We start from the raw sequence: 26,309 nt of genomic DNA on the forward strand, positions 1-26,309 counted from the left end.
CGGCCCGCCCCCTTTCGGCGTGCTGATGGAGCTGGACTCAGAAGTCCATCTCCCCGCCACCCGGGCCAGCCGGGGCGGCCGGGGTCTTCTCCGGCTTGTCCGCCACGACGGCCTCGGTGGTGAGGAACAGCGCGGCGATCGAGGCGGCGTTCTGCAGCGCGGAACGCGTCACCTTGGCCGGGTCGATGATGCCCGCGGCCAGCAGGTCCACGTACTCGCCGGTCGCGGCGTTGAGGCCGTGACCCGGGTCGAGGTTGCGGACGCGCTCGACGACGACGCCACCCTCGAGGCCGGCGTTGACGGCGATCTGCCGCAGCGGGGCGTCCAGCGCGATCTTGACGATCTGCGCGCCGGTCGCCTCGTCGCCGGCCAGGTCCAGCTTGTCGAAGGCGGTCTTGCCGGCCTGCACCAGCGCGACGCCACCACCCGGGACGATGCCCTCCTCGACGGCGGCCTTCGCGTTGCGAACGGCGTCCTCGATGCGGTGCTTGCGCTCCTTCAGCTCGACCTCGGTGGCCGCGCCGACCTTGATCACCGCAACACCGCCGGCCAGCTTGGCCAGACGCTCCTGCAGCTTCTCGCGGTCGTAGTCGGAGTCGCTCTTCTCGATCTCGGCCCGGATCTGGTTGACCCGGCCCTGGATCTGGTCGGCGTCGCCGGCACCGTCGACGATGGTGGTCTCGTCCTTGGTCACCACGACCTTGCGGGCGCGGCCCAGCATGTCGAGGCTGACGGCGTCGAGCTTGAGGCCGACCTCCTCGCTGATGACCTGACCACCGGTGAGGATGGCGATGTCGGCCAGCATGGCCTTGCGGCGGTCACCGAAGCCCGGCGCCTTGACGGCGACCGACTTGAAGGTGCCGCGGACCTTGTTGACCACCAGGGTCGCCAGGGCCTCGCCCTCGATGTCCTCGGAGATGATCAGCAGCGGCTTGCCCGACTGCATGACCTTCTCGAGGATCGGGAGCAGGTCCTTCACCGACGAGATCTTGCTGTTGACGATCAGGAGGTACGGGTCGTCGAAGACGGCCTCCATACGCTCCGGGTCGGTCATGAAGTAGGCGGAGATGTAGCCCTTGTCGAAGCGCATGCCCTCGGTGAGCTCGAGCTCGAGGCCGAAGGTGTTGCTCTCCTCGACGGTGATGACGCCTTCCTTGCCGACCTTGTCCATCGCCTCGGCGATGATCTCACCGACGCTGGGGTCAGCGGCGGAGATGGAGGCGGTGGAGGCGATCTGCTCCTTGGTCTCCACGTCCTTGGCGAGCTTCAGCAGCTCCTCCGAGACGTTGGCCACGGCGGCCTCGATGCCCCGCTTCAGGGCCATCGGGTTGGCGCCGGCGGCCACGTTGCGCAGGCCCTCACGGACCAGGGCCTGGGCCAGGACGGTCGCCGTCGTCGTGCCGTCACCGGCCACGTCGTCGGTCTTCTTCGCGACCTCCTTGACCAGCTCGGCGCCGATCTTCTCGTAGGGGTCCTCGAGCTCGATCTCCTTGGCGATGCTCACACCATCGTTGGTGATGGTGGGGGCACCCCACTTCTTCTCGAGCACGACGTTGCGGCCCTTGGGGCCGAGCGTCACCTTCACGGCGTCGGCGAGCTGGTTCATGCCCCGCTCGAGGCCGCGGCGCGCCTCTTCGTCGAACGCGATCATCTTGGCCATACGGCGTTGTCCTCCTGGACACTCACGGGCCACCCGAGGGTTCCCGGATGGGCCGTCTGGTGTACGCACCTTGGGACGTCGCCACCTGGCGACGACGACGTCTCCTCGGTCGGGCCGGACAGCCCGCGACGACCGGCCCCGTGCCGCTCCGGCACCATTTCGGCACCGGCGCGGCCGTGGCCCTACCGCCCCGACCATTGGCACTCACCGTACGCGAGTGCCAATGACTTGTTTAGCACTCTCCCTAGCCGAGTGCAAGCACGCTGCCCCCGCTCAGCCGAGTTCCGCGGCCAGCCGGGCCGAGTTCACCGGGCCTTCCTGCGCCCGCTGCTCGGCGTACGCGGCGACCAGCCCGACGAGCTGCGCCAGGTAGGCCGGGGTGGCCAGCACCGCGCCCACCACGGCCAGCGCCACGGCGCCGGCGGCGGTGCCCGGTGCGGCCATCGGGTCCACCCCGAAGACGAGCTGGTTGACCAGCCCGAGCGCCCCGTCCAGCACCGCGGCGGCGATCAGCGCGCAGATGACCAGCGCCACCCGGCCCAGCACCATGCCGAACCGCTGGTGGAACATCCGCCAGGCGCGGCCGATCGGCTCCTGCCGCTCGAACAGGTAGATCGGGCCGAAAAGGGCGAACGCGAAGGCGGCGTAGAGGCCGGGCAGCAGGCAGAAGCAGGCGCCGACCGTGATCAGCAGCGAGGCCACGATGGTCCAGCCCCAGAGGCCGAGGGCGCGGCGCAGGCCGTAGCGGAGCGCCGCCCCGACCCCGACCGGCTCACCGGCCGCCTGACGGGCGACCACCCAGGTGCCGGCGGCCCAGCCGGCGCTCTGCAGCGGGCCGAAGATCAGGGCGGCGAGGAGCACCACGCCGTAGAAGGCGAAAATGTGCTCGAAGTAGCCGCTGGGCAGCACCGGGGCGCCGTCCGGGCCGGTGACCGGCTGGTCGGTCGGAGCGAAGGCGAGGGAGAGGACCGCGATCACCGCCGCCGGGACCGTCTGGGTGAGCAGCATGATCGGCAGGAGCTGCCGCCAGCCGCGCCGCAGCGCGCCCCCACACCGGCTGAGCCAGCCGCCCACGCCCGCGTGCGGCGGGGTGACCAGCGGGTCCTGCGGGTCGAGACCCGGGTGCCAGCCGTACGGCAGGCCGGGCAGCGGATAGCCGGGGTGGGCCGCACGGGGCAGCGGAGCGCCACCGGCCGGCCAGGCCCAACCCTGCGGCGGCCCGGCCGGGTACGGGCCCCAGGGCTGGCCGCCGGCTCCGGGCTGGCCGGCGAAGCCGCCCCACGCCTCGGGCCCCGGCTGCCCCGGAACGGCGAACCCGCCGGGGCTGGCCGGTGAGGCGGGCTGGGCGGGCGCGGCGGGATCGGTGGCCGGGCCGGGTTGCGCCGGAGCGGCAGGGCCGGACGGGCCGCCCTGCGTCGGCGAAGTAGGCCCGTCGGCGGGGCCGGGTTGCGACGGCACGGCGGCGCCGGCCGGGGCGGCGGGCCGGATCAGGTCAGCCGGGGTCGCGGGCCGGGCCGGGCCGGTCGGGGTGGGTGACCCGGGCGCGGTGGAATCGACCGCATGCCCCGGAGCCGGGGCCGGCGGCGTGGGCCGGGTCGGGTCGACCGGGACACCGGGCGACGCCGGGGGCACCGGCTCGGCGGAACCCGACGGGGGCAGGTCGGACATGAACCCTCCTCAGCAGCGATGGCTGGAACGGCTCATGATCTTCCACGGCGCGGGCCCGCGCCGCAGCCCCCTCGTCAGGGTGACGCGACCGCCGATCGGGCGGCGGCCACGGAGGATCAGGCGATGAGGCGGACCCGCTCGGCCTGCGGACCCTTCTGGCCCTGGGCGATCTCGAACTCGACCCGCTGGCCGTCGTCCAACGCCTTGTAGCCGTCCATCTCGATCGCGGAGAAGTGGACGAAGACGTCCTGCCCGCCGTCGACGGCGATGAAGCCGTAGCCCTTTTCGGAGTTGAACCACTTCACGGTGCCCTGTGCCACGGTGCACTTCCTCACTCTGCGCGGCGTTCCACGAGCCCGGAAACCGGCGGACCGGCACCGGCGAGCCACCGGTTCGGCGATCGGCGACGACCGCTGAATCGAGTGACCGAAATCGCACGCTACACGAGGCGTGACGACCGCGCACGACCACAAATCGGGCATATTCCGGGCGCAGTCCGGGCCCGGCCGGGCGCGGGTGGCGGCCCTTCCGGTATGCATGCGAGATGACCAGCGCGCCCACCACGACCACGACCGTCCGCCGGGTCCGCGCGGCGGACGCCGCCCGGATGCGGGCGCTCCGGCTGGAGATGCTGGCCGACTCCCCGCTGGCGTTCCTGGAGACCGTGGCCGAGGCCGCCGCCCGGCCGCACGCCGAGTACGCGGCCCGGATCGCCGCGGTCTCGCACGGCGAGCACAACGCCCAGTTCGTGGCCGACCCGGGCGGTCGGCTCGTCGGCCACGCCGGCGGCACGGTCGCCCCGGACGAGCCGGGGCTGACCGTCATCTACGCCGTCTACGTCACACCCGCCTGGCGGGGCAGCGGGCTGCTCGGGGCGCTGGTGGACGAGGTGGCCGCCTGGTCCCGGGCGTGCGGCCGGCCGGAGCTGATGCTGGAGGTGGTGGTCGGCAACGACCGTGCCTGCCGGGCGTACGAGAAGTTGGGCTTCGTGGACACCGGGGCGCGCGTCCCGCACCCCCGGATCCCCACCCTCCACGAACTCCAGATGCGCCGCCCCGCCTGACGGGTCCGGGTGCGCCTGTTGTCGCGCCGGCAACGACAGACGCACCCGAACGCGGCCAGCCTCAGACGTGCCGGCGGCTCTGCACGATGCGGAACCGGTTCGCCACGTACGCCCCGTCGGTCAGCGCCGAGTTCGCCGCCGGGTTCGCCCCCGAGCCGTGGAAGTCGGAGAACGCCGCCGACTGGTTGACGAACACCCCGCCGGTCAGGTTGCAGGACAGGTGCACCCCGGCGTCGATCGCCGCCGCCTCGGCCGCGTCCAGCACCGCCTCGTCGATGGAGTAGACGCCGGCGGTCAGGGCGCCCTTCTCGCCGACGGTGGACCGGAGGATCTCCAGGCTGTGCTCGGTCGAGTCGGTCGCGATGGCGAACGAGATCGGGCCGAACCACTCGCGGGAGTAGGTCGCCGTGTCGGCCGCGTCGAGCTTGACGACGGTGGGCGTCCGCACCACCGCGTCGGGGAAGGACGGGTGCGCGACGGTCCGCGACTCCAGCACCGGCTCGCCGACCTTGGTGACCTCCTCCAGCCGCTCCAGCACGCCGTCGTTGACGATCGCGCCGGTCAGCTCGACGCCCCGGGCCGGGTCGGCGGTGAGCTTGGCGACCGCACCGGCGATGCCGGCGGCCACCTCGTCGAAGCTCTTGTGCCCCTGGTCGGTCTCGATGCCGTCCCGGGGGATCAGCAGGTTCTGCGAGGTGGTGCACATCTGGCCGCTGTACAGGGTGAGCGTGAAGCCCAGGTTGCGGCAGAGCCCGGCGAAGTCGTCGGTGGAGTCGATCACCACCGTGTTCAGGCCGGCCTTCTCGGTGTAGACGGCGGCCTGCCGGGCGTTCGTCTCCAGCCAGTCGCCGTACTCGGTGGAGCCGGTGAAGTCGACGATCTTGACGGCCGGGTGCAGGGCCAGGGTCGAGGCGAGCTTCTCGCCGGCCGCCTCGGGGGCGAGCTGCACCAGGTTGGGGTCGAAGCCGGCCTCGGCGAGCACCTGGCGGGCGTACTTCACGGTGATGGCGAGCGGCAGCACCGCGCGCGGGTGCGGCTTGACGACCACCGGGTTGCCGGTGGCCAGCGAGGCGAACAGCCCCGGGTACGAGTTCCAGGTCGGGAAGGTGTTGCAGCCGATGACCAGCGCCACGCCGCGGGGCACCACGTGGAAGGTCTTGCTCATCCGCAGCGGGTCGCCCTTGCCGGCGGCCTTCTCCCAGCCGGCCGTGCCCGGGTGGCGGGTCATCTCGGCGTACGCGTAGGCGACCGCCTCCAGCGCCCGGTCCAGGGCGTGCGCCCCGCCGGCCTGGAAGGCCATCACGAAGGCCTGGCCGCTGGTGAACTGCACCGCGTTGGCCAGCTCGAAGACGTTCTTGTGCAGCCGGTCGAGGATCTCCAGGCAGACCCCAACCCGGGCCTGCGGGCCGGCGTCGCGCCAGGCCGGCAGGGCGGCGGTGGCGGCGGCCACGAGCTGGTCGGGGGTGGCGTGCGGGTAGCGCACGTCGAGCGCCACGCCGAACGGGCTGACCTCGGTGGCGACCGTGCCGCCGTCGCCCGGCTGGTCGAGCGGGAAGTCGCCGCCCAGGTACGCCTCGAAGGCGGCCTTGCCGTCGGCCGCGGCGTTCTCGCCGTACACGCGGGGGCTGGGCGACTCGGGATAGGCGGACCAGTACCCGCGCTCCGTAATCGCGGTCAGCGCCCGGTTGAGGGTCTCGGCGTGCCTGTCGTACAGGGGGTGCGGGGTCTCCGTCATGCCCGCCATCATGCAACAGCGAGCCACCAGATCAGTAGTGGCGTGTCACAAGTCAGATCGTCAGCTGCCAGTCGGTCGAACCGGCCGCCGGTCGGTAGCCGAGTTGCTCGTTGATCGCGATCATGTGGGTGTTCGCGGCCGCGTTGTACGTGTCGATCACCCGCAGCTCCGGCTCGTGCGCCAGGGCGTGGTCGAGATTCTCGATCTTGGCGAGCAGGCCGAGCCGGTGGCCGCGGTGTGCCGGGTCGACGATGGTGATCTGCTGCCACGCGTGCCGGGTGGTGTTGGCGGCAAGGCTGACCATGCTCCACGCGACCAGCCGGCCGGACGCCTCGCGCACCGCCCCGACGCTGTACCGGCGGACCCCGCGCGCGTCGAGCGCCCCCTCGATGCCCCGGATCCGCTCGGCGTCGACCTGCTCCTGCTCCCATACGAGGTCACCGAGGGGCGCGTCCACCAGCAGCCGCCCCTCCAGGTAGGCGACGTCGGCGACGTACTCCTCCGGCGGGTGGTTCGACCAGCGGACCGTGCGGTAGCCGGCGGCGGCCGTGCGGGCCCCGGCGAGCAGGGCGGCCAGGCGGGGCCGGTCGAGCGCGGTGACGTCCAGCCGGCGGCGCACGGCGGCGAGCGCGGGCTTCGCGCCGACGGCGGCGGCGAAGGCCGCCCCGGGCAGTTCCCGGGCCTCCTCCCCCGGCAGCGGCGTGACGGTCGAACCGACCAGCCGCTTGCCGCCGCGCTCGCGCAGCAGCCGCAGCCCGTGCTCGTGCAGCGCGCGCCCCACCCCGCGCCTCCGGTACGCCGGGTCCACCACCAGCTCCACGCTGGCGTTGTCGGTGTTGTCGAGGGTGTGGAGGTGCAGCCGGAGCCAGCCGGCGAGCACCCCGTCGAGGCGCGCCACCCACCAGCGCGTGTCGACGCCGGGCATCGGGTTGCGCAACGGCGCCTCGAACCGCCGCCGGCACAGCGGCGGGAGGTCCGGTTCGTCCACGGCCTGGGCCGCGACCGCCGTCCGGTACACCGCGTCGAGGGTCGCCTGGTCGGCGCGATCGAGAGGGGAGACCGAGATGCCCATGCCCGCGAGCGTGGCCCACGGCACAGCGAAGGGGCCAGCGGTTTTCCGCCGGCCCCTTCGGACGTTGGTCGGGAGGGACGTCCGCACAACGCCTCCGGCGTTGGGTCGCAAGAACTTGAAAAGTCTCCGGCGGATGCCCTCCCGCACGGAGCATCTTGCGCCGTCCAATTCCTGCCGTCAAGTCCTTGTCGGCGCGTTTTCCACACTCACAGCGAAAAGCCAGTTACCCAACGGATCACCCCAATCCCCCGCCCGGGCGATCCGCCATCCCCCGCCCGGATGAGTCCGGGGGCGGGGTCAGGACAGCAGGCCGGCGGCGCGGGCGGCGCGGAGGCTGGGCCTGATCCGGTGGGTGGGCCCGACCTCGGGGGCGACCGCGTCGAGGGTCTTGAGGCCCTCGCCGGTGTTGAAGACGACCGTCTCCGCCGCCGGGTCGAGCCGGCCGGACTCGACCAGCTTGCGCAGCACCGCCACGGTGACGCCGCCGGCCGTCTCGGCGAAGACGCCGGTGGTGCGGGCGAGCAGCCGGATGCCGGCGCGGATCTCGTCGTCGTCGGCGTACTCCATCCAGCCGCCGGTGCGGCGCACCGCCTCCAGCGCGTAGAGGCCGGCGGCCGGGTCGCCGATGTTCAACGACTTGGCGATGCCGGTCGGCTTGACCGGGACGATGGTGTCGCTGTCGGCGTGCAGCGCGGTGGCGATCGGGTTGCAGCCGGCGGACTGCGCGCCGAACACCTTCCAGCCGCCGGCCGGCGCGTCGACGAGCCCGATCTCGACCAGCTCCTGGAACGCCTTGTCGATCTTCGTGAGCAGCTCGCCGCTGGCCATCGGGATCACCACCTGGGCCGGGATCCGCCAGCCGAGCTGCTCGGCGACCTCGTAGCCGAGGGTCTTCGAGCCCTCCGCGTAGTAGGGCCGCACGTTCACGTTGACGAACGCGGTGTCCTCGAACTCGTCGGTCTCCACCAGCTCGCCGCAGAGCCGGTTCACGTCGTCGTACGAGCCGTCGATGGCGACCAGATCACCGCCGTAGACGGCGGTGGTCACGACCTTGCCCTGCTCCAGGTCACTGGGGATGAAGACCACCGAGGGCACCCCGGCCCGGGCCGCGTGGGCGGCCACCGAGTTGGCCAGGTTGCCGGTGGAGGCGCAGGCGTAACGGGTGAAGCCGAGCGCCCGGGCCGCGGTCAGCGCCACCGACACCACCCGGTCCTTGAACGAGTGGGTCGGGTTGCCGCTGTCATCCTTGACCCAGAGCGGGGCGGTGACGCCCAGCTCGGCGGCGAGGTGCGGGGCGGCGACCAGCGGGGTCAGCCCCGGGTCGAGGGTGACCCGGGTGGCCGGGTCCTGGCCGGCGGGGAGCAGTGCGGCGTACCGCCACAGGTTCTTCGGGCCGGCCTCGATCTGCTCGCGGGTGACGGCGGCCAGGGCGGTGGTGTCGTAGTCGACCTCCAGCGGGCCGAAGCACTCGTAGCAGGCGTGCTGGGCGGCCAGCGGGTAGCGCGCGGAACAGGCGCGACAGACCAGGGCGCGGGCCGGGCTGAGGGTGGTGTCGATGCCGGAGGCGGCGGGGAGCGTCGACGTCATGTCGAGGGTGTCCTCTCATCTTTCCCCGCATCGCCGGGTGCGGCGGGGACGGAATTGGCACCTGCCCGCATCGCTCGTCGTCGAGCACGCGGGTGGTTGCCGGGGCGTCATCGGGCCGTATCCCTCAGCCCCTCTGGATGAGGTATGCAGTTGTGCCGCCGAGTCTATGCGGGCGCCGGGGCGCTGCCGAGCCCGGTTCCCACGGTGTGAGCCGCTGCCCCGGGTCAGCGCGCGACGACCGCGACCGGCTCGATCACCGCAGGGTGGTCGGTCACGGCGACTGCCGCCGAGGTGGCGGGCGCCTTCCGGGTACGGGTGGCCAGGTTCGCGGCCACCAGGGCGGCGATGGTCAGCGCGGCCCCGACCAGTTCCACCGCGCCGGGCCGGTAGCCGCGCAGGATCTGCACCGCGAACGTGGTCACCGGGACCAGGTTCATGAACAGCGCCGCGTCGGCCACACCCAGCCGGCGGACCCCGGTGTTCCAGGCGAGCACCGCGAGGACGGCGGCGACCACCACGGCGTACGCCAGTTGCGGGGCGACCGCCACGAGGTCGGCGGCGGCTGGCGCGTGCTGGAGGCCGGTGAGGTCGGCGACGGCGCTGACGGCGAGCATGGCGAGCAGGCCGGCGACGGAGGTCAGCGTGGTGTAGCGCAGCGGCGACCACCCGGTGAACCGGCTCGCGCCGTGCGTGTAGACGGCCCAGCCGAGCACCGCGCCGATCATGAGCAGGCCGCCGACGCCGAACTGGTTCAGCCCGTCGAGCCGGCCCCGGGTGATCACCAGCGCGACACCGAGCAGGGCGACCAGGGAGAGGCCGAGCAGCGCCGGCCGCGGCCGTACGCCGTCCCGCGCCCAGCGGACGAGCTGGGTGACCAGCGGGGTGCCGGAGGCGAAGAGGGCGATCTGCTGCGGGGTGGCGTGGCCGAGGGCCAGGTTGGTCAGCACGTTGAAGCCGGCGAACCCGAACACCCCGAGCAGCACCACCTCGGTCGCGCGGCGCTGCGTCCGCAGGGCGGCCCAGCCCTCGCGGACCAGCAGCAGGGCGAGCAGCACGGCGGTGGCGAGCAGGTACCGGACGGTGGTCAGGTTGAGCGCGTCCACCCGGGTGAGCGCGCTGGCCAGCACGGGGAACATGACGCCCCAGCTCAACACGGCGAAGAGCGGGAAGGCGGCGTGACGGGAACGCATCGCGGCTCCAATGTTCGAGTATCGTCGAACCAACGGAGCCGACTCTAGGAGGTAGTTCGACGGATGTCGAACATGGGTTACGCTGGTCACATGGAGCTGCACGAACCCGAGCTGCGCGAGGTGCCCGTCACCGCCGTGCTGGCCGCCCTGGCCGACGACGTCCGGCTGCAGATCGTGCGCGCCCTGGCCGGGGGCGGCGAGTACGCCTGCGGCACCTTCGAGTTCGGCGTGTCCAAGGCGACCCGCAGCCACCACCTCAAGGTGCTGCGCGAGGCCGGCCTCACCCGGACCCGGGTCGCCGGCACCAGCCGCTACGTGCGGCTCCGCCGCGAAGAGCTGGAGCGCCTCTACCCGGGGCTGCTCGACGCGGTCCTCGCCGCACCGGCCCGCGCCTGACCCCCCGGTCACGGGCAGCGCGGGACGACCACGGGCTGGAATGATCGCCGGATGCGGACGGCGGCGGCACGGATCGGAGCCCTCACGGGCGTGGCGTTGCTCGCCGCCTGCGCCACCGCGCCGACGCCCGAGAGCGCGTCCGGCCAGCCTGTCACGCCGGCCCGGCCGACGCCGGCCGCCAGCACGTCACCGCCCCCGCCGGCCTGCTCGCCCGAGGGAATCCGCATCACCGAGCTCGGGGTGAGCGCCGCCATGGGCCTGCGGGCGATGGGCCTGGAGCTGGTCAACTGCGGCAATCGCCCGTACCTGCTGCGCGGTTACCCCGCACCCGGCCTCCGGGACGCCAACGGGGATCCGATCGCCGTCCGGATCATTCCCGGCGCCCGCCCGATCACCTCCGGCTTCGACGCCCCGCCCACCCGGCTCGTCCTGCGCCCCGGCGAGCGGGCCGGCGCGGCGCTCATCTGGCGCAACCTGGTCACCGACCCCACCGTGGTCGCGAGCAACGGGGCCCACCTCGACGTCGCCCCGCTGGCGGGCCGGCCCGCGTACCCGGTCGAGCTGGACGGGCCGATCGACCTCGGCAACACCGGCCGCCTGGGCGTCAGCGCCTGGAAGCGGTACGACGGCCCGTCCTCGACCCGGCCACCCGCCCCGAGCGACCTACCCTCCTCAACACCGACCCCCGACAGCCGCCTCTGAGCCATCCCCCGTCGAGATCTTGGTAGCAAACGGTCCCTGGATGGGCCACTTCCTACCAAGACCTCGGGACGGGTGGGGTCAGGCGGGGACCGAGGGGCGCGTGGTGGGGTCCGCTTCGGTGATGGCTCCGCTGCCCCGGGAGAGCAGCGCGTCCAGGGCCCAGGTGTCCCCGCGACGAGCAGGAACGACCAGCAGAAGAGCGCCGCCGGCTCGCCGCCGTTGCGCAGCGGCAGCGGGCCGTCCGGCTGGTGCACCACGAAGTACGCGTACGCCATCGAGCCGGAGGCGAGCAGCGCGGCGGGCCGGGTGAGCAGGCCGACGAGCACCAGCGCGCCGCAGACGAGCTGGATCAGGGCGGCCCACCAGCCCGGCCACTCGCCGACCGGGACCGCCTCGCCGGTGATCGGGTTGCCGCCCAGGACGCCGAAGAAGGACGCGTATCCCGCCGGCTCAGCTCGTGATGTCCTTGCGGGTGAACCGCCAGAAGGCCAGCCCCCAGAACAGGGTCGCGTAGGCGATCGCCGAGATGGCCCCGCGCACCACGTCGTCGGTTTGCACCGGGGTGGAGAGCAGACCCAGCCACGCGCTGCTGTAGTGGGTGGGCAGGAACGCGCGCAGCCCGCCCAGCGCGGTGATCTGGTCGAGGATGCTGGAGAGGATCCAGAGCAGCACCGCACCGCCGACCGCGCCGAGCGCGGCGTCCGTGGTCACCGAGAGCAGAAACGCCAGGCCGGCCACCACCAGCAGGACGACCGCCAGGTAGCCGAGCACGCCCAGCAGGCGGACCAGACCCTCGGCCGGGGCCAACTCGGCGGCGACCTGGCTGCGCAGCGGCGACCAGCCGTACCGGAGGGTGCCCGCGAGCAGCGCGGTGCCGGCGAGCAGCACCAGCGCCAGCGCCGAGTAGACGAGCGCGACCACCAGCTTCACCGTCAGCAGCCGGGCCCGCGGCACCGGGACGGCCAGCAGGTAGCGCAGGCTGCCCCAGCTCGCCTCGCTGGCCACCGTGTCACCGCAGAACAGCGCCACCACGACGACCAGCAGGAAGGACGACGACACGAAGATCGAGAAGAGGGTGAAGTTCAGCCCGCCCGAGGTGGCCAGGTCGACCAGGCTGGCGAACTCGCCCCGCCCGTTGTCGTCGTCACCGCCCGAGTCGAACTGGAACGCCACCAGGATGATCAGCGGCAGCAGCACCATGAACCCGAGCGCGAGCTGGGTACGCCGCCGCGATGCCTGCCGCCGGAACTCGGCCAGGAACGGCAGGGTGGCCGACGGCCGGTAACCGGTTGCCGCCCCGACCGGTCCCACGGAAGACGACTGCGCCATCACCGGTCCCCGCTTCCCCGAGAGTTCTCGCCGACCAGGGCGAGGAACGCGTCCTCCAGGCGCCGCCGGGGCACCACCCGGTCCACTCCGATGCCGGCCCGGACCAGCTCGGCCACCACCTCGCTGCGGGCGGTGCCGTTGGTGTCCACCACCAGCCCACCGTCGCCGTCGGGCAGCACCCGCACCCCGGCCAGCCGGTCGAGCACGCCGCGCGCCGCGTCCGGGTCGCTCACCTCGAACAGCACGCTCGGCGATTCGCCGACGATCTCCTCGACCGGGCCGGACGCCACGATCCGCCCCTTGTTCACCACCACCGCGTGGGTGCAGGTCTGCTCCACCTCGGCCAGCAGGTGGCTGGAGACCAGCACCGCCCGGCCGTCGGTGGCGTAGCGCTGGAGCACCCGGCGCATCTCGGCGATCTGCGGCGGGTCGAGCCCGTCCGTCGGCTCGTCGAGCACCAGCAGTTCGGGCAGGCCCAGCATGGCCTGCGCGATGGCGAGCCGCTGGCGCATGCCGTGGCTGTAGTTCTTCGTCCGCCGGTGCACCGAGTCGCCCAGCCCGGCGATCTCCAGCGCCTCGTCGAAGTGCGCGTCCGCCCACGGCCGGCCGGTTGCCCGCCAGTACGCCCGCAGGTTCTCGATCCCGGACAGGTGCGGCAGGAATCCCGGCCCCTCGACCAGCGCGCCGATGCGGGACAGCACCGGCGAGCCGGGCACCAGCCGGTGCCCGAAGACGTAGATCTCGCCGGCGGTGGGCTGGGTCAGCCCTATGAGCACCCGCAGCGTGGTGGTCTTGCCGGCGCCGTTCGGCCCGAGCAGGCCGACCACCTGGCCGGGGTGCACCTCGAAGTCCACGTCGGAGACGGCGACGAAGCCGTCCGCGTACTCCTTGCGCAGGTTGCGGACCGCGAGGGGGACGCCCGCGTACGTCGGGTGGACGGAGCTGTCCTGGCGGCGGTGCCGGCGGCGGGCGACCAGGACGACCACGACGAGCCCGACCGCGATCGCGGCGAGCAGGCCGGCCAGCACCCAGCGCCAGACCGTGGCGGTGGTGGGGATGGGCGTGGCGTCGACCGTGGGCAGCACCAGCGGGCCGTCACCGAGCGCCACCGTGTGCACGGCCGGCTCGGCCGGGGTGGCGTACGCCTGGTCGGAGGTGGCCACCACGACGCGCAGCCGGTGGCCGGCCTCGATCCGGCGGACGATCGCCGGCAGGGTGACCGTGACCGGCCGGGCCTCCTCGACGGTCCGCGGCAGGCCGGTCAGCCGGACCGGCGCGACCAGGCCGTCCGGCAGGGTGGCCGCCCCCTGCGGGTCGACGTCGTAGAGCTTGACGAAGAGCACCGCCTCGCCGGTCGCGCTGGCGGCCCGGATCCGCACGGTCGGCGCGCCGACCACGTCGACCGGGTCGGCCAGCGGCGCGGACTCGAACCGGGCGTGCTGGCCGGGGATGTCGCCGGCCACCCCGTCCAGCAGCGAGCCGAGCGCCCCGGCGAACGGCACCGACGAGATCGCCGCCGGGTTGCCGTTGGGCGGGTTGGCGATGGGTTGGGCCGGCCCGGCCAGCGTCACCTCGCGGTGGCCCTGCCCGGTCACGCCCGGGTAGTCGGCGGTGCGGTAGCCGGTGGCCACCAGCCCCCGGTCGAGCGCGTCGAACCCGGCGATCCGGGAGAAGGTGAAGCTGTCGCCGGGGGCCTCCCCCTCGCCCTTGACGTAGTGGTCGAGCCACTGCGCGGTCAGGAACTTCACCCGGTCGGAGTCGGAGGTCGGGCCGGCGCCGCCGTCGTGGCCGCCGGTGAACCAGGCGACCCGCACCGGGGTGCCGCTGGCGGCGATGCCGCGGGCGTTGGCGTCGGCCTCGGTGAGCGGGAACAGGGTGTCCGCCTCGCCCTGCACCAGCAGGGTGGGTGCCGTGATCCGGTCGAGCGCGCCGGCCGGGGAGGAGCGGCGCAGCAACTCGACCGCCGGGCCGTCGGCCCGCCCGGTGGTGGCGATCCGCAGGTACGCGGCGCAGACATCGGCGGCGAACCGGCCGCAGGACGGGTCGGCGGCGCCGGCCTGGGCGCGACCCGGGCCGGTGCCCGGACCGGAGCCGGGCTGCGGGCTGGCCGCGCCGGCCGAGGCCGGCGCACCCTCCGGCTGGGCCGCCGTGGTGCCGGAGAGACCGGCCGGGCCGGAGCCGGCGTTGCCGCCGCCGCCGAAGAAGATGCCGGCCCAGCCCTTCTTGAACACGCCCTCGGTGGGCGCCTTGCCGGTGCTCTCCGGCAGGAAGGCGCGGGACAGGTCGTTCCAGGTGATCATCGGGACGATCGCGTCGACCCGGCGGTCCTGCGCGGCCAGCAGCAGGGCCAGGCCGCCGCCGTACGAGCCGCCGACCACCCCGACCCGGGGATCGCCGGCCGCGTCGAGGCGGATGTCCGGGCGGGCGGCGAGCCGGTCCAGCAGGCGCTCGGCGTCCCGCACCTCGTAGTCGGGGCTGTCCAGGTGGATCTCGCCACCGCTGCGGCCGAAGCCGCGGGCGGTCCAGGTGAGCACCGCGTACCCCCGGGCGGCCAGGTCCTCCGCGTCGGAGCGGACCGACTCCTTGGTGCCGCCGAAACCGTGGGCCAGCAGCACCGCCGGGACCCGGTGCCGGGCCGAGGCGTCGCCGGGCAGGTAGAGCGTGGTGTCCAGGTCGACCGGCTGGTCGCCGGCCGGTCCGGAGCGGACGGTCACCAGGGCCGACTCGGTGCGGAAGCCGGGTCGGTCCGGGCGGGCCGCCCAGACCAGGGCGGCGGCGACCAGGACGACCACCACCACCGCGGCGACGAGCCGGCGAGGGCGGCGGGCCAGGGCACGCCGGACCCGCGCGACGGGCAGCGGTGATCTCATGCGGCACACGGTACGGGCCGCCGGCTGAGCATTCCCTGAGATCCGCCGTACGTCCGTCCGGTTGCACCGTTCGTTGTCCGGGTCCCGTCGACCGCGGAAGGTCCAGAGCGTCCCAGCGGGATGAATTCTGATTCCGTGAATTCACATCTACGCTCGCAAATGCCGCCGATGCCACCTTCCCCCCGGCCATATCGGACGCTCCGTAGGTGCCAGGCCCACCACACGTGACGGGACCGAAAGTGACGTGAAGCCGACTCGCGGACCACGCTCCCACCCGCGCCCGGTTCGATTACTTTTCCGGTCCGGTGCACGGGACTGCGTGAACGGCGACCCCCGGCTCCGGACCGTCCCCCGCCGTCGCCGGAGGAGACAGACCATGACCGTCCCCGCGCCGCGGGTCCGCCGGCGGCACTCCGTGCCGGGCCGCACCCTGCCCCTGCTGCTCGTGATGGCGCTGCTGGCCCCGCTGGGGCTGCTCTTCGCCCAGACCGACGGGCACACCGGCGACGACCGCGACCTGGCCGCCCGGGAGCGGCTCGGCGTCCGCTACCTGCGCGCGCTCGGGCCGGTCACCGACGCGCTGACCGACGCGCAGAGCACGGCGGTCGCCGGCCGGCCGGTCTCCCGGGCGGCGCTCACCGCCGCCGTCGAGCAGGCGGCGCAGGTGGACGGCGAGGTCGGCGACCGGCTCCGCACGCGGGAACGCTGGGCGGGCGTACGGGCCAAGCTGGAGGCGCTGCCGGAGCGCGGGCTCGCCGACCCGGAGGCGGCCTTCCAGGCGTACGCCGAGGTCACCGACCTGCTCCTGGCCCTGCACCGGAAGGTCCGGGAGGCCTCCGGCCTGGTCCGCGACCCGCGCTCCGACTCGTTCTTCGTGCAGGACGCCATCGGCGCGGACCTGCCCGCGGCCATGGTCGCCGCCGGTCGCCTCGCCGACGTGGCCGCCCTCGCCCAGAACCGGCCCGCGGCGGACCGCCCGAAAACCGTCGCCGAGCTGGCCGAACTCCGGGTCGCCGCGCTCGGGCCCGCCACCGACCTGGTGGACGACCTGCGGGCCGCCGTGGACAGCTCGGAGAGCACCGACCTCGGCCCGACCGTGCTCACCCCGCTGGACACCTACCAGCGCTCGGTGGAGGCGCTCGCCGCGTTCTCGGCGCCCGCCGGGGCGGCCGGTCCCGACCCGGTCCAGCTCGGCGCCGCGCGGCGCGGGGCGCAGTCCGCCGCCGCCCAGCTCCGGCAGGTCATCCTCGACCAGCTCGACGCGCTGCTGGCGGAGCGGCTCGACCGCCTCGACCGGGACCGCTGGCTGGCCCGGGGTGCCGTGGCGGTGGCCGGGGTGCTGCTCGCCGCGCTGGCCGGAGTGCTGCTCTCCGCGCTGCGACGCGCCCGCCGCCGGGCCGCCGAGGCGGACCGCGAGCCTGCCGAGGCCGGCCGGCCGCCGGCCGCGATCCGCCCGGACCCGCCGGTGTTCCCGGGAGACGGCGAACTCCTGCCGGTCGGCGGCGGACGGGCCGGCGACCCCGAGCGGTGGAGGCCGTTCGATGCTGCTCAATAGGCTCCGGATCCGGGGCCGGCTCGCCCTGCTGGTGATCATCCCGCTGCTCAGCATGGTCGGGCTGGCCGTGCCGGTGGTCCTCGACCGGATCGCCGCCGCCCAGCGGGCCGCCGACACCGCCGACACCGTCCGGGTGGCCAGCCGCATCGGCAGCCTCGTGCAGGACCTCCAGCAGGAACGGCTGCTCTCGGTGGGATTGCTGCTCGGCCGGGTGACCCGCACCGAGCTGATCCAGAAATCCGCCACCGTCGACGACCGGGTCGCCGACCTGCGGGCCGAGTCGCTGCCGGCGCCGGTCCGGGCGGCCCTCGACGGGGTACGCACGCTGGCCGACCTGCGTACCGCCGTGCTCGCCGGCAAGGCCACGCCGGACGAGATCATGACGGCGTTCCGCACGGTCGACATGGCGCTGATCGAGGCGCTGCGGCTGCCGTTCCAGGTGGACACCGGCACCTCGGCCGGCCGGCAGGTGCTGGCGCTGGACGCGCTGCTCCGCGCCGACGAAGGGCTGGGCGCCTGCGCCACGCTGATCGTGCTGGTCAAGACGACGGGCGACCCGAAGGTGGCGGGCTCGTACATCGCCTGCATGGCCGCCCTCCTGGTGGACAACCAGCGGTTCCGCAGCCTGATCACGCCGGAGCAGTACCGGTTGGCCATGCTGGACGACGCGGCGGTGGCCGCGCGGACCAGCCCCACCTTCCTGGTCGACAGCGTCAAGGACCCGGTGGCGGCGATCGCGGCGGTGCCGATCGACGCGCTGTTCCCCTCGGTCCGCTCGATGATCACCCTCGGCCAGTTCGTGGAGAAGAAGATCGTCGCGGACGTCATCGCCGAGACCCGGAGCGAGCAGCGGGACGCGCTCGCCGCCGCCTGGCTGGTCAGCGCGGCGGCCGCCCTGATCCTGCTGACCGTGGTGCTGCTCGGCATGGCGGTGGCCCGGACGGTGGCCCGGCCGCTGACCCGGCTCACCCGCTCCGCGGACCGGGTCGCCCGGGTCGCCGAGGCGGAGCTGACCCGGGTGGTCGACGACGAGGCCGAGACCGTCCCACCGGTCCGCCTCGACCCGATCGACATCGGGGCCCGGGACGAGATCGGCGACCTGGCCCGGGCGTTCGAACGGGTGCAGCGCACCGCCGCCCGGCTGGTCGAGCGGCAGGTGGCCGGCCGTCGCAACGTGGCGCAGATGTTCGGCCACGTCGGCCGGCGTACGCAGAACCTGGTCGGCCGGCAGATCGCCCTGATCGACCGGCTGGAGCGGCAGGAGACCGATCCGGGGCGGCTGGAGCACCTGTACCGCCTCGACCACATCTCCAGCCGGCTGCGCCGCAACGCCGGCAGCCTGGTGGTGCTCTCCGGCGCGACCGGGTCGGACGGGCACGTCGCGCCGGTCCCGCTGGCCGACCTGGTCCGGCTGGCGCTCGGTGAGATCGAGGACTACACCCGGGTGGACGTGCAGGTCCCGCCCGGGGTGTCGGCGGGGCCCGCGACCGCCGGCGATCTGGTGCTCGCGCTGGCCGAACTGATGGAGAACGCCACCGCCTTCTCCCCGCCGCACACCCGGGTGCTGGTGGCCGCGGAACAGACCGGCGGCGGCGCCCGGCTCACCGTGGTGGACCGGGGCATCGGCATGACCGAGGAGCGCCTCGCCGCGGAGAACGCGCGGCTCACCCGCCGGGAGCGGCTCGACCTGGCGCCGACCGAGGTGCTCGGGCTGTTCGTGGTGGGCCGGCTGGCCCGCCGGCACGGATGGAGCGTCCGGCTGGCCGCGACCGCCGGTGGCGGGGTGACCGCCCACCTGGACATCCCGGCCGCCCTGCTGGTGGTCCGCCGTCCCGAGCGGGCCGGCGCGGCCGTGGCGCGGGCTGCCGTGCCGTCGCGGGAGCGGCGAGCGCTGCCCGAGTCCGCCCGGACCCCGGCCGTCGACGAGCCGACCGGCTTCGACGCGGCGCTGCTGAGCCGGGCCTCCCGCAGCCTTGAGGCCGGGGAGTCCTGGAACGCCTTCGGCAACCCGGCCGCCGACCGCGGCACGTCCGCCGACCCCGACACGTCCACCGGCGGGCCGCCGAGCGCCTGGCCGCCCATCGTGGCGCCCCCCACTCCGGCGCCGGCCACTCCCGGTCCCGGCACCCCGGATGCGCCGACCCCGGTCGTCGGCCCGGCACCGGCCGCTCCCCCGGCCGCCGGGCCGGCGACCGGCCTCCCGCCCGCCGATCCGGCCCTCGCGCCCCCGCCCGACGGGCCGGCCTGGACGGGGCCGCTGATCCGGCAGCGGGTGCCCGGGGCGAACCTGCCGCCCGCCGGACCGGTGGCGGGGCCGGTCACCGCCGCCACCACCGACCCGGCCACGGTCCGGGCGCTGGTCGAGGCGTTCCAGGACGGCGTGCGCCGGGCCGAGAACGACGCCGCCCCGGCCGTGCCCACCCCCGGCCGGCCCCGGCTCAGCCAGCGGGTGCCCGGGGCGAACCTGGCCGTGTCCCCGGTGCGGACCGTCCCACCGGCCAGCCCGCCGCCGGGGGACCCGGCCGAGGTCCGGGACCTCATCACCGATTTCGAGGCGGGCGTCGCCCGTGCTCTGCGCGAAGTCAGTCCAGACCGCTACGAAGAGGACGCATCACGGTGACGAGCCCGTTCCTGCACGACAACGCCGACCAGACCACCACGGGCGGCCTCAGCCCCGAGGCGCGCACCTTCAACTGGCTGCTCGACTCGTTCACCTCCAGCACCGCCGGGGTGATGGAGGCCATCGCCGTCTCCTCGGACGGGCTGCTGATGGCCATGTCCGCCATCAAGGACCGGTCCAACGCGGAGCGGCTGGCCGCGGTCGTCTCCGGCATGACCAGCCTCGCCGGGGGCGCGGCCAGTTGGTACGCCCTCGGCGGGTTGAACCGGGTGATCGTGGACATGGCCGAGGGCTACCTGTTGATCAGCGCGATCAGCAGCGGCTCGGTGCTCGGCGTGGTCGCCGACCGCTCGGCCAACCTGGGCACCGTGGCGTACGAGATGACGCTCTTCGCCGGCCGGGCCGGCGGCGCCCTGAGCCCCCGGTTGATCGCCGAACTGAAGAACGCCGTCCAGCAATGACCCCGGAGGCGGCCGGCGAGGATCCGGAGCCGGAGCCCTGCACCCGGGTCCGCCCCTTCCTGCGCGCGCCCTCCCCCGACCCGGGGCCGGACACGGGCGACGGGGAGCCGACCGGCCCGCGTCCGTTCGTGCTGACCGCCGGCCGGGTGGACGGCGATCCGGCGATCGGCCTGGAGACCCAGGTGACCGCCCGGCCGGAGAGCGGCTCGTGGGCGGTGATCGCCCGGCTGGCCCCGGAACTGGCGACGATCGTGGCGCTCTGCGCCGAACCGATCTCGGTCGCGGAGATCTCCGCCCGGGCGCGGATGCACTTCGGCGTGACCCGGGTGCTCGTCGGCGACCTCCGCGCCGCCGGTCACCTCGACGTGCATCTCGCGGACGCCGGCGACGCCCTCGACCCCGACCTCATCCTGCGAGTGATTGATGGACTCCGTGCGATCTCCTGAATGGCCGGCTGCCGCCGCGGGCGGTCCCGCCGCGAACAGCGCGGCCACCCGCTACGCCGCCCCGGCCACCGCCGCCCCGCCGGCCGGGCGGGCCACCACTCCGGCTCCGCCGCCGCCGTACCGGCCGCCCGAGGTGGCCGCCCCCACGGTCAGCCGGGTGCCCGCGCCGCGCCCACCGATCCCGGTGAAGATCCTCATCGCCGGTGGCTTCGGGGTGGGCAAGACCACCACGGTGGGCGCGATCTCCGAGATCGCCCCGCTGACCACCGAGGCGGAGATGACCAGCGCCGGGATCGGCGTCGACGACCCGGGCGCGGTCTCGGACAAGACCACCACCACGGTGGCCATGGACTTCGGCTGCGTCACCATCGACCGCAGTCTCAAGCTCTACCTCTTCGGCACGCCCGGCCAGGCCCGCTTCGGGTTCATGTGGGAGGACCTGGCCCGGGGCGCGCTCGGCGCGCTCGTGGTGGTGGACAGCGCCCGGCTCGACGACTGCTATCCGGCGATCGACTTCTTCGAGCGGGCCGGGCTGCCGTTCGCGGTGGGGGTGAACGCCTTCGACGGCCGGCTGGCCCTCGACCTGCCCTCGATCCGCTGGGCGCTGGCGATCGGCGACCACGTGCCGCTGGTGCAGTTCGACGCCCGGGACCGGCTCTCCGTACGGGACGCGCTGCTGGTAGTCCTGGACCGGGCGCTGGACCGGGCGACCCGGGAGAAGGGGGCCTGAACCGGCCGTCGGTTCGACCCGTAATCACGGAAGGGGTGGACGTGATGAGAGGTGATCTGGACGAGACCCTGGCCCGGCTGGCCCGGCGCGAGGAGGCCCTGCGCCGCCGGGCGCCGCTGCCCGGCGAGCACGACGAGGAGGCCGAGCGCGACGGGCCGGTGGACGGGCGGGCGGGGCACGGCGCGTACCGGTTGCGTGGGGGCGACCGGCCGCAGCGGCGGGACCCGGTCGAGGAGGTGGCCGAGGCGGTCCGCCGGGTGGTGGCCGAGCACCCCGGGCTGGCCGTGGTCGTGCGGGTGGAACTGGGCGGGCAGGCGTACCCGCTGCGGGTCGCCTGGTCCGGCCCGGAGGTGACGGTCGGCGGGGCGCCCGCGCCGACGCCCCCGCCGGCCTGGCCGATGTCGGTGAAGACGGTGCCGGCCCCCGGGCAGGACGGGATGGTCACCGACCCGGCGGCCCGGCTGGCCGAGATGATCCGGCGTGATCCCTCACTGCTGGAGGACACCGGCCCGCTCTGACGCGCACCGACCGGGCCCGCCGGCACGACGGGGTGTCGGCGGCTACTGTCGGGCGGGTGGCGGAACCCGACCTGACCCTGACCGCGATCCTGCGGCCGGCGGCGCTGGACGCCCGGCGCGGCGTCGTCCGCCTGCACCCCGAGGTGCTGACGGCGCTGGCGCTGCGCCCCGGCGACCCGGTGCGGCTGGCCGGCCGCCGGGTGACCGCCGGCATCGCCGCGCCGGCCGACCCGACCGCGAGCAGCGTCCTGCTCTACGCCGACGACCTGCTGCTGGGCAACCTGGGCCTGCGCGACGGCGGGCAGGTCACGGTGAGCCCGCTGCCGGCGGCCCCGGCGCGTCGGCTCACCCTCGCCGGCCCGGTCGGCGTCGTCGCCGCGGTCTCCCCGGAGATGCTCCGGCTCGCCCTGCTCGGCAAGGTGGTCACCGCCGGGGACGACGTCTCGCTGCTGCCCCAGGACGTGCTCCCCGATGCCGCGCTCCGCGGCCTGGTCGAGGCCGCCCGCCGCAGCCTGGCCACCACCGTCGGGTACGCCTGGACCAGCACCCTGCTCACCGTGGTGGCGGCCGAGCCGGCGACCGGCGCGCTGGTCACCATGGACACCGTGGTCGGCTGGGAGCACGGCGCGGCCACCCGCGGCTCCGGCCCGGCCGGCGGAACGGGCCCGGCGGCCCCGGCCGCACCCGCGCCGGCCGACGGCCTGCTCGGTCCCGAGGACGCTCCCGACGTGGACGAGCTGCCCGGGCTGCGGGCCCAGGCCGAGGAGCTGACCGAACTGCTCGACCTGGGCTTCCACCACCGGGAGGTGCTGGGCCGGCTCGGCACCACGGTTTCGCTCGGCGTGCTCGTCGGCGGCCCGGCCGGCTCGGGCAAGTCGGCGCTGGTCCGCGCGGTCGCCGCCCGGGTCCGCGCCCGGGTCCGTCCGCTGTGGGGCCCGGAACTGGCCGCGCTGAATAACGACGCCGCCGCCCGCCGGCTGCGCGAGGCCGCCGCGGCGGTCCGCGCCAACGGCCCGGCCGTGCTGCTGGTCACCGACGTGGAGGCGGTCGCCCCGGCCGACGAGCCCGGCCCGCTGGCCACGGTGTTCCGGCAGGTGGTCGCCGAGACGGTCCAGGCGGGGGCGGCGGTGGTCTGCACGACCGGGCGCCCCGAGGCGGTGGACCCGGCGCTGCGCGCCCCGGACCTGCTCTCGCTGCGGATCACCGTGCCGCTGCCCGACGCGGCGCTGCGCCGGGAGCAGCTGACCGTGCTCACCCGTCAGGTGCCGCTGGCCGACGACGTCCGGCTGGACGAGGTGGCCGCCCGTACGCCGGGGTTCGTCGCCGCCGACCTGGCCGCGCTGGTCCGGGAGGCCGGGGTGCGGGCCGCGCTGCGGCAGAAGGCGGCGGAGACGCCGACCGTGGCGATGGCCGACTTCGCCGCCGCCCTGGAGGTGGTCCGGCCGACCACGATGGCCGCGTCCACCCTGGAGCTGGCCTCGGTGACCCTCGACGACGTCGGTGGCCTGCACGAGGTCAAGCAGACGTTGACCGAGTCGGTGCTCTGGCCGCTGACCTACCCGGACACCTTCGCCCGGTTGGGCGTGACGCCGCCGCGCGGGGTGCTGCTCTACGGGCCGCCCGGCTGCGGCAAGACCTACCTGGTCACCGCGCTGGCCGGCTCGGGCCGGGCCAACGTGCTGTCGGTGAAGGGCGCGGAGCTGCTCTCCAAGTGGGTCGGTGAGAGCGAACGCGCGGTCCGCGAGCTGTTCCGCCGGGCCCGCGAGGCGGCGCCCACGCTCGTCTTCCTCGACGAGGTGGACGCCCTCGCCCCGGTCCGCGGCCAGGCCAGCTACGGGGGCACCACCGACCGGGTGGTCGCCGCCCTGCTCACCGAACTGGACGGGGTGGAGGCGCTGCGCAACGTGGTGGTGGTCGGCGCGACGAACCGCCCCGAGCTGGTCGACCCGGCGCTGCTCCGCCCCGGCCGGCTGGAACGCCTGGTGTACGTCCCGCCGCCGGACGGCCCGGCCCGTGCCGAGATCCTCCACGCGTCCGCCCGGCACGTCCCGCTCGCGCCCGACGTGGACCTGACCGCGCTCGGCACGGCGCTGGACGGCTTCTCCGCAGCCGACTGCGCCGCGCTGATCCGGGAGGCGGCCCTCGCCGCAATGCGGGAGTCGCTGGCGGCCAGCACGGTCACCGCCGCGCACGTCGAGGCGGCCCGCACCCGCGTCCGCCCCTCGCTGGACCCGGTCCAGCTCGCCCGCCTGGAGGGCTACGCGGCCACGCGCCGGTGAGCGGGGAGCGGTTCAGTCGGTGGGCAGCAAGGGGCCGAGCGGGCCGAGGTCGAGGTTCAGGTCCTCGGGGGCGAGGCCGAAGTACTCGCGGAGCTGGGTCATCTGCTCCTCCAGCGCCATCAGGGTGGTGCCGATCCGCTCGACCTGCTCGTCGGTCAGGTCGCCCAGGTCGACCCGGCGCAGCGCCTGCCGTTCCATGAGCTGCCGGAGCAGCTCGATCACGGTGAGCACCAGGCTGGCCAGCCCGCGCTCGACCGAGTCCTGGTCCACGGCGAGCCGCCGGTCCAGCGGCCGGACCCGGGGTGCCGTCCACCGCGGCTCGCCCAGCGCCGCCGCCAGCTCGGCCGCCTCGTCGCGGCCGGTCACGGCGCGGCCTCCGGTTCGGGCGGGGCGAGCGCGCCGACCGAGGCGATGAGCGCGCGCAGCGAGATGCGGACCAGGTCGATGTCCGCGATGGCCAGGGTGATGTCCCCGGTGATCACCACGCCGGTGGCGAGCACCCGGTCGAGGAGGTCGACCAGGGCCACCGGCCGGTAGGTCAGCGGGTCGTCGGCGCTGCTCGGCGCCAGCGCGGTCACGCCCATGCCGGCTCCGCCTCCGGTTCCGCCACGAAGGAGTACGGCGGCCAGGGGCCGGTCAGCTCCAGCCGCAGCTCCGGGTGCTGCTCCGCCAGCTCCCGGGCCAGCCCGGCGAAGCCGTCCCAGCGGTCGCGGTCGACCAGGTACGCCCCGTTGAGCACCATGGCGGTGGGCGCGCCGGAGAGCCGCCGGTCCTGCGGGGCGTGCCGCCGGGCGGCGACCGCGTACCCGGCGAGGGCGGCGTGCACGGCGGCGGCCCCGTCGGCGGCGACCCGCTGCCCCTCCTCCCGGGCGGTGAGCTGGGCCCGGCGCCGCCGCAGGTAGGCCGCGCCGGCCCCGCCCCCGTCTGCGGGTTCCTCGACCCGTGGGGTCGCGCCGGGCACCACGTACCCCTTGACGCCCCACTCCGCGCGGCCGGCGAGTCGGGCCAGCGTGCCGGCCAGCTCGTCGTGCCGCTCGACCAGCACCCGGGCCACCCGGTCGTCGTCGCGGTGGACGGTGGCGAGCCGGGCCGGCACCACCGCGCCGGACCGGGACAGCGCGTCCACCACGGCGTGGTGAGCTCGGGCGGCCCGCTCCAACCAGGCCAGGTCCTCCAGGTTGCGGCGCAGCGCGGCCTCGCCGTACTCGCTGAGCGGGGCGTCGCTGACCACGGCGACGAGGCCGGCGGCGGCCACCGCCCGGACCGGCGTGCCGGCGATGCCCGGGAGCCCGGCGGGCGTGGCCGTCCCGGCGACCACCCCGTGCAGCCAGACGGCAGTCCCGGTGTCCCGGGTCGGGTCAGAGTTCGTGGTCATGCCAGTCCTCCGTCGCGGCCTGCTCGGCCCGGGCCGCCACCCGCGGCCGGCGGGACGCCTCGACCTCCTCCGGGTCGCGCGGGCCCGGCTCGACCGGCGGCCGGGCCCGCGAGCTGAGCCACGGGTCGTGCTCCCACCAGTCGATGCCGATCTGCCGTGCGGTGTCCACCGAGGCGATGACCAGCCGCAGCTTCAGCGTCAGCAGCTCGATGTCGAGCAGGCTGACCCGGATGTCACCGGCGATCACGATGCCCCGGTCCAGCACCCGTTCCAGGATGTCGCCGAGGTTCGCCGGCTCGTGCCCGGCCGGCAGCACCTGACCGGAGTTCTGCACGACCGACGGAGCCCGCCCAATGGTCATCTCAGTCCCCCTTGCCGCGCTGGTAGCGGCGCGTCCGCCGGTAGCCGAGCAGGCTTCCGGTCATGTCCAGCTCGACCTCGTAGAGGCCGAGCAGGTCGGTCGACGCCGGGATGCGGTGGTCCTCGACCACCTCCACCCCGACCCGCCAGCCGTCGTCGGTGGGCTGGATCGAGGTGATCCCGAGCGGGTCCCGGCCGGTCAGCGCGACGATCTGGCGCAGCCCTTCCCGGGCCGCCTCGGCCGCGCTGACCGCCTCCTCGTCGTCCTCGCCGAGATACCGCTCCTCGGCCCGCGCGCCCCGGTCCCGCCACCGCTCGCGGTCGCCGTCACCCCGGATCCGTGCTGTCATCGCCCTCCCCCTCGTCCGCGACGCGGCTCGCCGCGGCGGCCGCCGGTCCCCTGCCGGTCGGGCGCCGGCCGCCGGGGCGCGCCGTTACGCCCCGGCGGGATGCGGCCGGCGCCGGCGGCCGGCCTGGTCAGCCGGTCCAGCACCTGCTGCTGTCCCCGGTCCCGCTCCTCCGGCGTGATGTCACCGGCCGCCGCCGCCCGGTCCAGCTCCTCCAGCTCGCGCCGGATGTTGACCGGGTTGTACTGCTGCGACTCCGCCTCCCGCGCCACCACCTTGACCAGCGCGGTGAGCCCGCGCACCGGCGCGTACGGCAGGGTCAGCAGCGTCCACAGGATGTCCACGC

General features: G+C 74.9%; 24 protein-coding genes, 2 pseudogenes and 1 riboswitch. Of the genes and pseudogenes, 10 read left to right on the top strand and 16 right to left on the bottom strand.

What is annotated here, in order from left to right; genetic code table 11:
• Positions 1-37: 37 nt before the first annotated feature.
• The 3 genes from groL to ACFYPD_RS04090 form a co-directional block, all read right to left on the bottom strand.
• Positions 38-1,660, bottom strand: a complete 1,623-nt coding sequence (groL, locus tag ACFYPD_RS04080; protein WP_091317388.1) for a chaperonin GroEL — start codon at positions 1,658-1,660, stop codon at positions 38-40.
• A gap of 273 nt (positions 1,661-1,933) precedes the next feature.
• Positions 1,934-3,328, bottom strand: a complete 1,395-nt coding sequence (locus ACFYPD_RS04085; RefSeq protein ID WP_387108552.1) for a hypothetical protein — start codon at positions 3,326-3,328, stop codon at positions 1,934-1,936.
• Between the two features lie 116 nt (positions 3,329-3,444).
• A complete protein-coding gene (locus ACFYPD_RS04090; RefSeq protein WP_132264918.1) occupies positions 3,445-3,648 on the bottom strand; it encodes a cold-shock protein in 204 nt (67 codons plus the stop codon).
• Positions 3,649-3,872: 224 nt separating this feature from the next.
• On the opposite strand from ACFYPD_RS04090, the gene ACFYPD_RS04095 reads away from it, so the two are divergent.
• Positions 3,873-4,391 carry a GNAT family N-acetyltransferase gene (locus ACFYPD_RS04095; RefSeq protein WP_387108555.1) on the top strand — a complete coding sequence of 173 codons (519 nt, stop codon included), beginning with the start codon at positions 3,873-3,875 and terminating at the stop codon, positions 4,389-4,391.
• Between the two features lie 61 nt (positions 4,392-4,452).
• Here ACFYPD_RS04095 and paaN read toward each other — a convergent pair whose 3' ends face one another.
• The 4 genes from paaN to ACFYPD_RS04115 form a co-directional block, all read right to left on the bottom strand.
• Positions 4,453-6,126: a phenylacetic acid degradation protein PaaN gene (gene paaN / locus ACFYPD_RS04100; protein ID WP_387108557.1), complete on the bottom strand. Its 1,674-nt coding sequence runs from the start codon at positions 6,124-6,126 to the stop codon at positions 4,453-4,455.
• 52 nt (positions 6,127-6,178) lie between these two features.
• Positions 6,179-7,198 (bottom strand): GNAT family N-acetyltransferase, encoded by a 1,020-nt coding sequence (locus ACFYPD_RS04105; RefSeq protein ID WP_387108560.1) that lies wholly within the window; start codon positions 7,196-7,198, stop codon positions 6,179-6,181.
• A gap of 297 nt (positions 7,199-7,495) precedes the next feature.
• A complete protein-coding gene (gene thrC / locus ACFYPD_RS04110) occupies positions 7,496-8,785 on the bottom strand; it encodes a threonine synthase (protein WP_387108563.1) in 1,290 nt (429 codons plus the stop codon).
• 12 nt (positions 8,786-8,797) lie between these two features.
• Positions 8,798-8,929, bottom strand: a riboswitch (SAM riboswitch).
• An 80-nt stretch (positions 8,930-9,009) separates the two neighbouring features.
• Entirely contained in the window at positions 9,010-9,975 is a 966-nt protein-coding gene (locus ACFYPD_RS04115; protein WP_387108565.1) for a DMT family transporter, read from the bottom strand.
• A 90-nt stretch (positions 9,976-10,065) separates the two neighbouring features.
• Between ACFYPD_RS04115 and ACFYPD_RS04120 the strand changes: the two genes are divergently transcribed.
• Together ACFYPD_RS04120 and ACFYPD_RS04125 are read left to right on the top strand one after the other, a co-directional pair.
• A complete protein-coding gene (locus tag ACFYPD_RS04120; RefSeq protein ID WP_387108568.1) occupies positions 10,066-10,371 on the top strand; it encodes an ArsR/SmtB family transcription factor in 306 nt (101 codons plus the stop codon).
• A gap of 51 nt (positions 10,372-10,422) precedes the next feature.
• A complete protein-coding gene (locus ACFYPD_RS04125; RefSeq protein WP_387108570.1) occupies positions 10,423-11,073 on the top strand; it encodes a DUF4232 domain-containing protein in 651 nt (216 codons plus the stop codon).
• 305 nt (positions 11,074-11,378) lie between these two features.
• Here the strand turns inward: ACFYPD_RS04125 and ACFYPD_RS04130 are convergent.
• The 3 genes and pseudogenes from ACFYPD_RS04130 to ACFYPD_RS04140 form a co-directional block, all read right to left on the bottom strand.
• Positions 11,379-11,492 (bottom strand): annotated as a pseudogene (locus ACFYPD_RS04130) (hypothetical protein); the annotation flags it as partial.
• Positions 11,493-11,523: 31 nt separating this feature from the next.
• On the bottom strand, positions 11,524-12,402 hold the full coding sequence (locus ACFYPD_RS04135) for an ABC transporter permease (RefSeq protein ID WP_387108573.1): 879 nt from the start codon (positions 12,400-12,402) through the stop codon (positions 11,524-11,526).
• Complete coding sequence (locus ACFYPD_RS04140) at positions 12,402-15,272, bottom strand: alpha/beta fold hydrolase (RefSeq protein WP_387108576.1); 2,871 nt, start codon at positions 15,270-15,272, stop codon at positions 12,402-12,404. Before ACFYPD_RS04140 ends, ACFYPD_RS04135 begins: the two co-directional genes overlap by 1 nt.
• 376 nt (positions 15,273-15,648) lie before the next feature.
• Between ACFYPD_RS04140 and ACFYPD_RS04145 the strand changes: the two genes are divergently transcribed.
• Genes ACFYPD_RS04145 through ACFYPD_RS04175 form a run of 7 tightly spaced genes read left to right on the top strand, consistent with a single transcriptional unit; the run spans position 15,649 to position 23,881 of the window.
• Positions 15,649-16,827 carry a hypothetical protein gene (locus tag ACFYPD_RS04145; RefSeq protein ID WP_387108578.1) on the top strand — a complete coding sequence of 393 codons (1,179 nt, stop codon included), beginning with the start codon at positions 15,649-15,651 and terminating at the stop codon, positions 16,825-16,827.
• Positions 16,814-19,447 carry a nitrate- and nitrite sensing domain-containing protein gene (locus ACFYPD_RS04150; protein ID WP_387108581.1) on the top strand — a complete coding sequence of 878 codons (2,634 nt, stop codon included), beginning with the start codon at positions 16,814-16,816 and terminating at the stop codon, positions 19,445-19,447. The genes ACFYPD_RS04145 and ACFYPD_RS04150 overlap by 14 nt, the downstream gene beginning before the upstream one ends.
• Entirely contained in the window at positions 19,444-19,908 is a 465-nt protein-coding gene (locus ACFYPD_RS04155; protein ID WP_387108584.1) for a roadblock/LC7 domain-containing protein, read from the top strand. Before ACFYPD_RS04150 ends, ACFYPD_RS04155 begins: the two co-directional genes overlap by 4 nt.
• Positions 19,905-20,354 carry a DUF742 domain-containing protein gene (locus ACFYPD_RS04160; protein ID WP_387108586.1) on the top strand — a complete coding sequence of 150 codons (450 nt, stop codon included), beginning with the start codon at positions 19,905-19,907 and terminating at the stop codon, positions 20,352-20,354. Before ACFYPD_RS04155 ends, ACFYPD_RS04160 begins: the two co-directional genes overlap by 4 nt.
• Positions 20,332-21,084, top strand: a complete 753-nt coding sequence (locus ACFYPD_RS04165) for an ATP/GTP-binding protein (RefSeq protein ID WP_387108589.1) — start codon at positions 20,332-20,334, stop codon at positions 21,082-21,084. The genes ACFYPD_RS04160 and ACFYPD_RS04165 overlap by 23 nt, the downstream gene beginning before the upstream one ends.
• Before the next feature lie 44 nt (positions 21,085-21,128).
• Positions 21,129-21,602, top strand: a complete 474-nt coding sequence (locus ACFYPD_RS04170; RefSeq protein WP_387108591.1) for a hypothetical protein — start codon at positions 21,129-21,131, stop codon at positions 21,600-21,602.
• Between the two features lie 56 nt (positions 21,603-21,658).
• Positions 21,659-23,881, top strand: coding sequence for an AAA family ATPase (locus ACFYPD_RS04175; protein WP_387108594.1), 2,223 nt, complete (start codon positions 21,659-21,661; stop codon positions 23,879-23,881).
• Between the two features lie 12 nt (positions 23,882-23,893).
• On the opposite strand, the gene ACFYPD_RS04180 is transcribed toward ACFYPD_RS04175, so the two are convergent.
• From ACFYPD_RS04180 to ACFYPD_RS04205, 6 genes and pseudogenes are all read right to left on the bottom strand, one after another.
• Positions 23,894-24,247 (bottom strand): gas vesicle protein K, encoded by a 354-nt coding sequence (locus ACFYPD_RS04180; RefSeq protein WP_387108596.1) that lies wholly within the window; start codon positions 24,245-24,247, stop codon positions 23,894-23,896.
• Positions 24,244-24,465 carry a gas vesicle protein gene (locus ACFYPD_RS04185; RefSeq protein WP_387108599.1) on the bottom strand — a complete coding sequence of 74 codons (222 nt, stop codon included), beginning with the start codon at positions 24,463-24,465 and terminating at the stop codon, positions 24,244-24,246. The genes ACFYPD_RS04180 and ACFYPD_RS04185 overlap by 4 nt, the downstream gene beginning before the upstream one ends.
• Complete coding sequence (locus ACFYPD_RS04190) at positions 24,456-25,256, bottom strand: GvpL/GvpF family gas vesicle protein (protein WP_387108601.1); 801 nt, start codon at positions 25,254-25,256, stop codon at positions 24,456-24,458. Before ACFYPD_RS04190 ends, ACFYPD_RS04185 begins: the two co-directional genes overlap by 10 nt.
• Before the next feature lie 160 nt (positions 25,257-25,416).
• A pseudogene (gene gvpJ, locus ACFYPD_RS04195) lies at positions 25,417-25,617 on the bottom strand (gas vesicle protein GvpJ); the annotation flags it as partial.
• A gap of 1 nt (position 25,618) precedes the next feature.
• Positions 25,619-25,966, bottom strand: coding sequence for a gas vesicle protein (locus ACFYPD_RS04200; protein ID WP_387108603.1), 348 nt, complete (start codon positions 25,964-25,966; stop codon positions 25,619-25,621).
• Positions 25,963-26,307, bottom strand: coding sequence for a gas vesicle protein GvpG (locus ACFYPD_RS04205; protein ID WP_387108606.1), 345 nt, complete (start codon positions 26,305-26,307; stop codon positions 25,963-25,965). The genes ACFYPD_RS04200 and ACFYPD_RS04205 overlap by 4 nt, the downstream gene beginning before the upstream one ends.
• Positions 26,308-26,309 lie beyond the last annotated feature (2 nt).

Origin of the sequence: Micromonospora sp. NPDC005299 (genome assembly GCF_042872345.1) — a bacterium.
Classification (GTDB): domain Bacteria; phylum Actinomycetota; class Actinomycetes; order Mycobacteriales; family Micromonosporaceae; genus Micromonospora.

Coding starts and splice junctions, on each gene's coding strand:
- groL (WP_091317388.1), bottom strand. CDS start 1,660: ATGGCCAAGATGATCGCGTTCGACGAAGAGGCGCGCCGCGGCCTCGAG.
- ACFYPD_RS04085 (WP_387108552.1), bottom strand. CDS start 3,328: ATGTCCGACCTGCCCCCGTCGGGTTCCGCCGAGCCGGTGCCCCCGGCG.
- ACFYPD_RS04095 (WP_387108555.1), top strand. CDS start 3,873: ATGACCAGCGCGCCCACCACGACCACGACCGTCCGCCGGGTCCGCGCG.
- paaN (WP_387108557.1), bottom strand. CDS start 6,126: ATGACGGAGACCCCGCACCCCCTGTACGACAGGCACGCCGAGACCCTC.
- ACFYPD_RS04105 (WP_387108560.1), bottom strand. CDS start 7,198: ATGGGCATCTCGGTCTCCCCTCTCGATCGCGCCGACCAGGCGACCCTC.
- thrC (WP_387108563.1), bottom strand. CDS start 8,785: ATGACGTCGACGCTCCCCGCCGCCTCCGGCATCGACACCACCCTCAGC.
- ACFYPD_RS04115 (WP_387108565.1), bottom strand. CDS start 9,975: ATGCGTTCCCGTCACGCCGCCTTCCCGCTCTTCGCCGTGTTGAGCTGG.
- ACFYPD_RS04120 (WP_387108568.1), top strand. CDS start 10,066: ATGGAGCTGCACGAACCCGAGCTGCGCGAGGTGCCCGTCACCGCCGTG.
- ACFYPD_RS04125 (WP_387108570.1), top strand. CDS start 10,423: ATGCGGACGGCGGCGGCACGGATCGGAGCCCTCACGGGCGTGGCGTTG.
- ACFYPD_RS04135 (WP_387108573.1), bottom strand. CDS start 12,402: ATGGCGCAGTCGTCTTCCGTGGGACCGGTCGGGGCGGCAACCGGTTAC.
- ACFYPD_RS04140 (WP_387108576.1), bottom strand. CDS start 15,272: ATGAGATCACCGCTGCCCGTCGCGCGGGTCCGGCGTGCCCTGGCCCGC.
- ACFYPD_RS04145 (WP_387108578.1), top strand. CDS start 15,649: ATGACCGTCCCCGCGCCGCGGGTCCGCCGGCGGCACTCCGTGCCGGGC.
- ACFYPD_RS04150 (WP_387108581.1), top strand. CDS start 16,814: ATGCTGCTCAATAGGCTCCGGATCCGGGGCCGGCTCGCCCTGCTGGTG.
- ACFYPD_RS04160 (WP_387108586.1), top strand. CDS start 19,905: ATGACCCCGGAGGCGGCCGGCGAGGATCCGGAGCCGGAGCCCTGCACC.
- ACFYPD_RS04165 (WP_387108589.1), top strand. CDS start 20,332: ATGGACTCCGTGCGATCTCCTGAATGGCCGGCTGCCGCCGCGGGCGGT.
- ACFYPD_RS04170 (WP_387108591.1), top strand. CDS start 21,129: ATGAGAGGTGATCTGGACGAGACCCTGGCCCGGCTGGCCCGGCGCGAG.
- ACFYPD_RS04185 (WP_387108599.1), bottom strand. CDS start 24,465: ATGGGCGTGACCGCGCTGGCGCCGAGCAGCGCCGACGACCCGCTGACC.
- ACFYPD_RS04190 (WP_387108601.1), bottom strand. CDS start 25,256: ATGACCACGAACTCTGACCCGACCCGGGACACCGGGACTGCCGTCTGG.
- ACFYPD_RS04200 (WP_387108603.1), bottom strand. CDS start 25,966: ATGACAGCACGGATCCGGGGTGACGGCGACCGCGAGCGGTGGCGGGAC.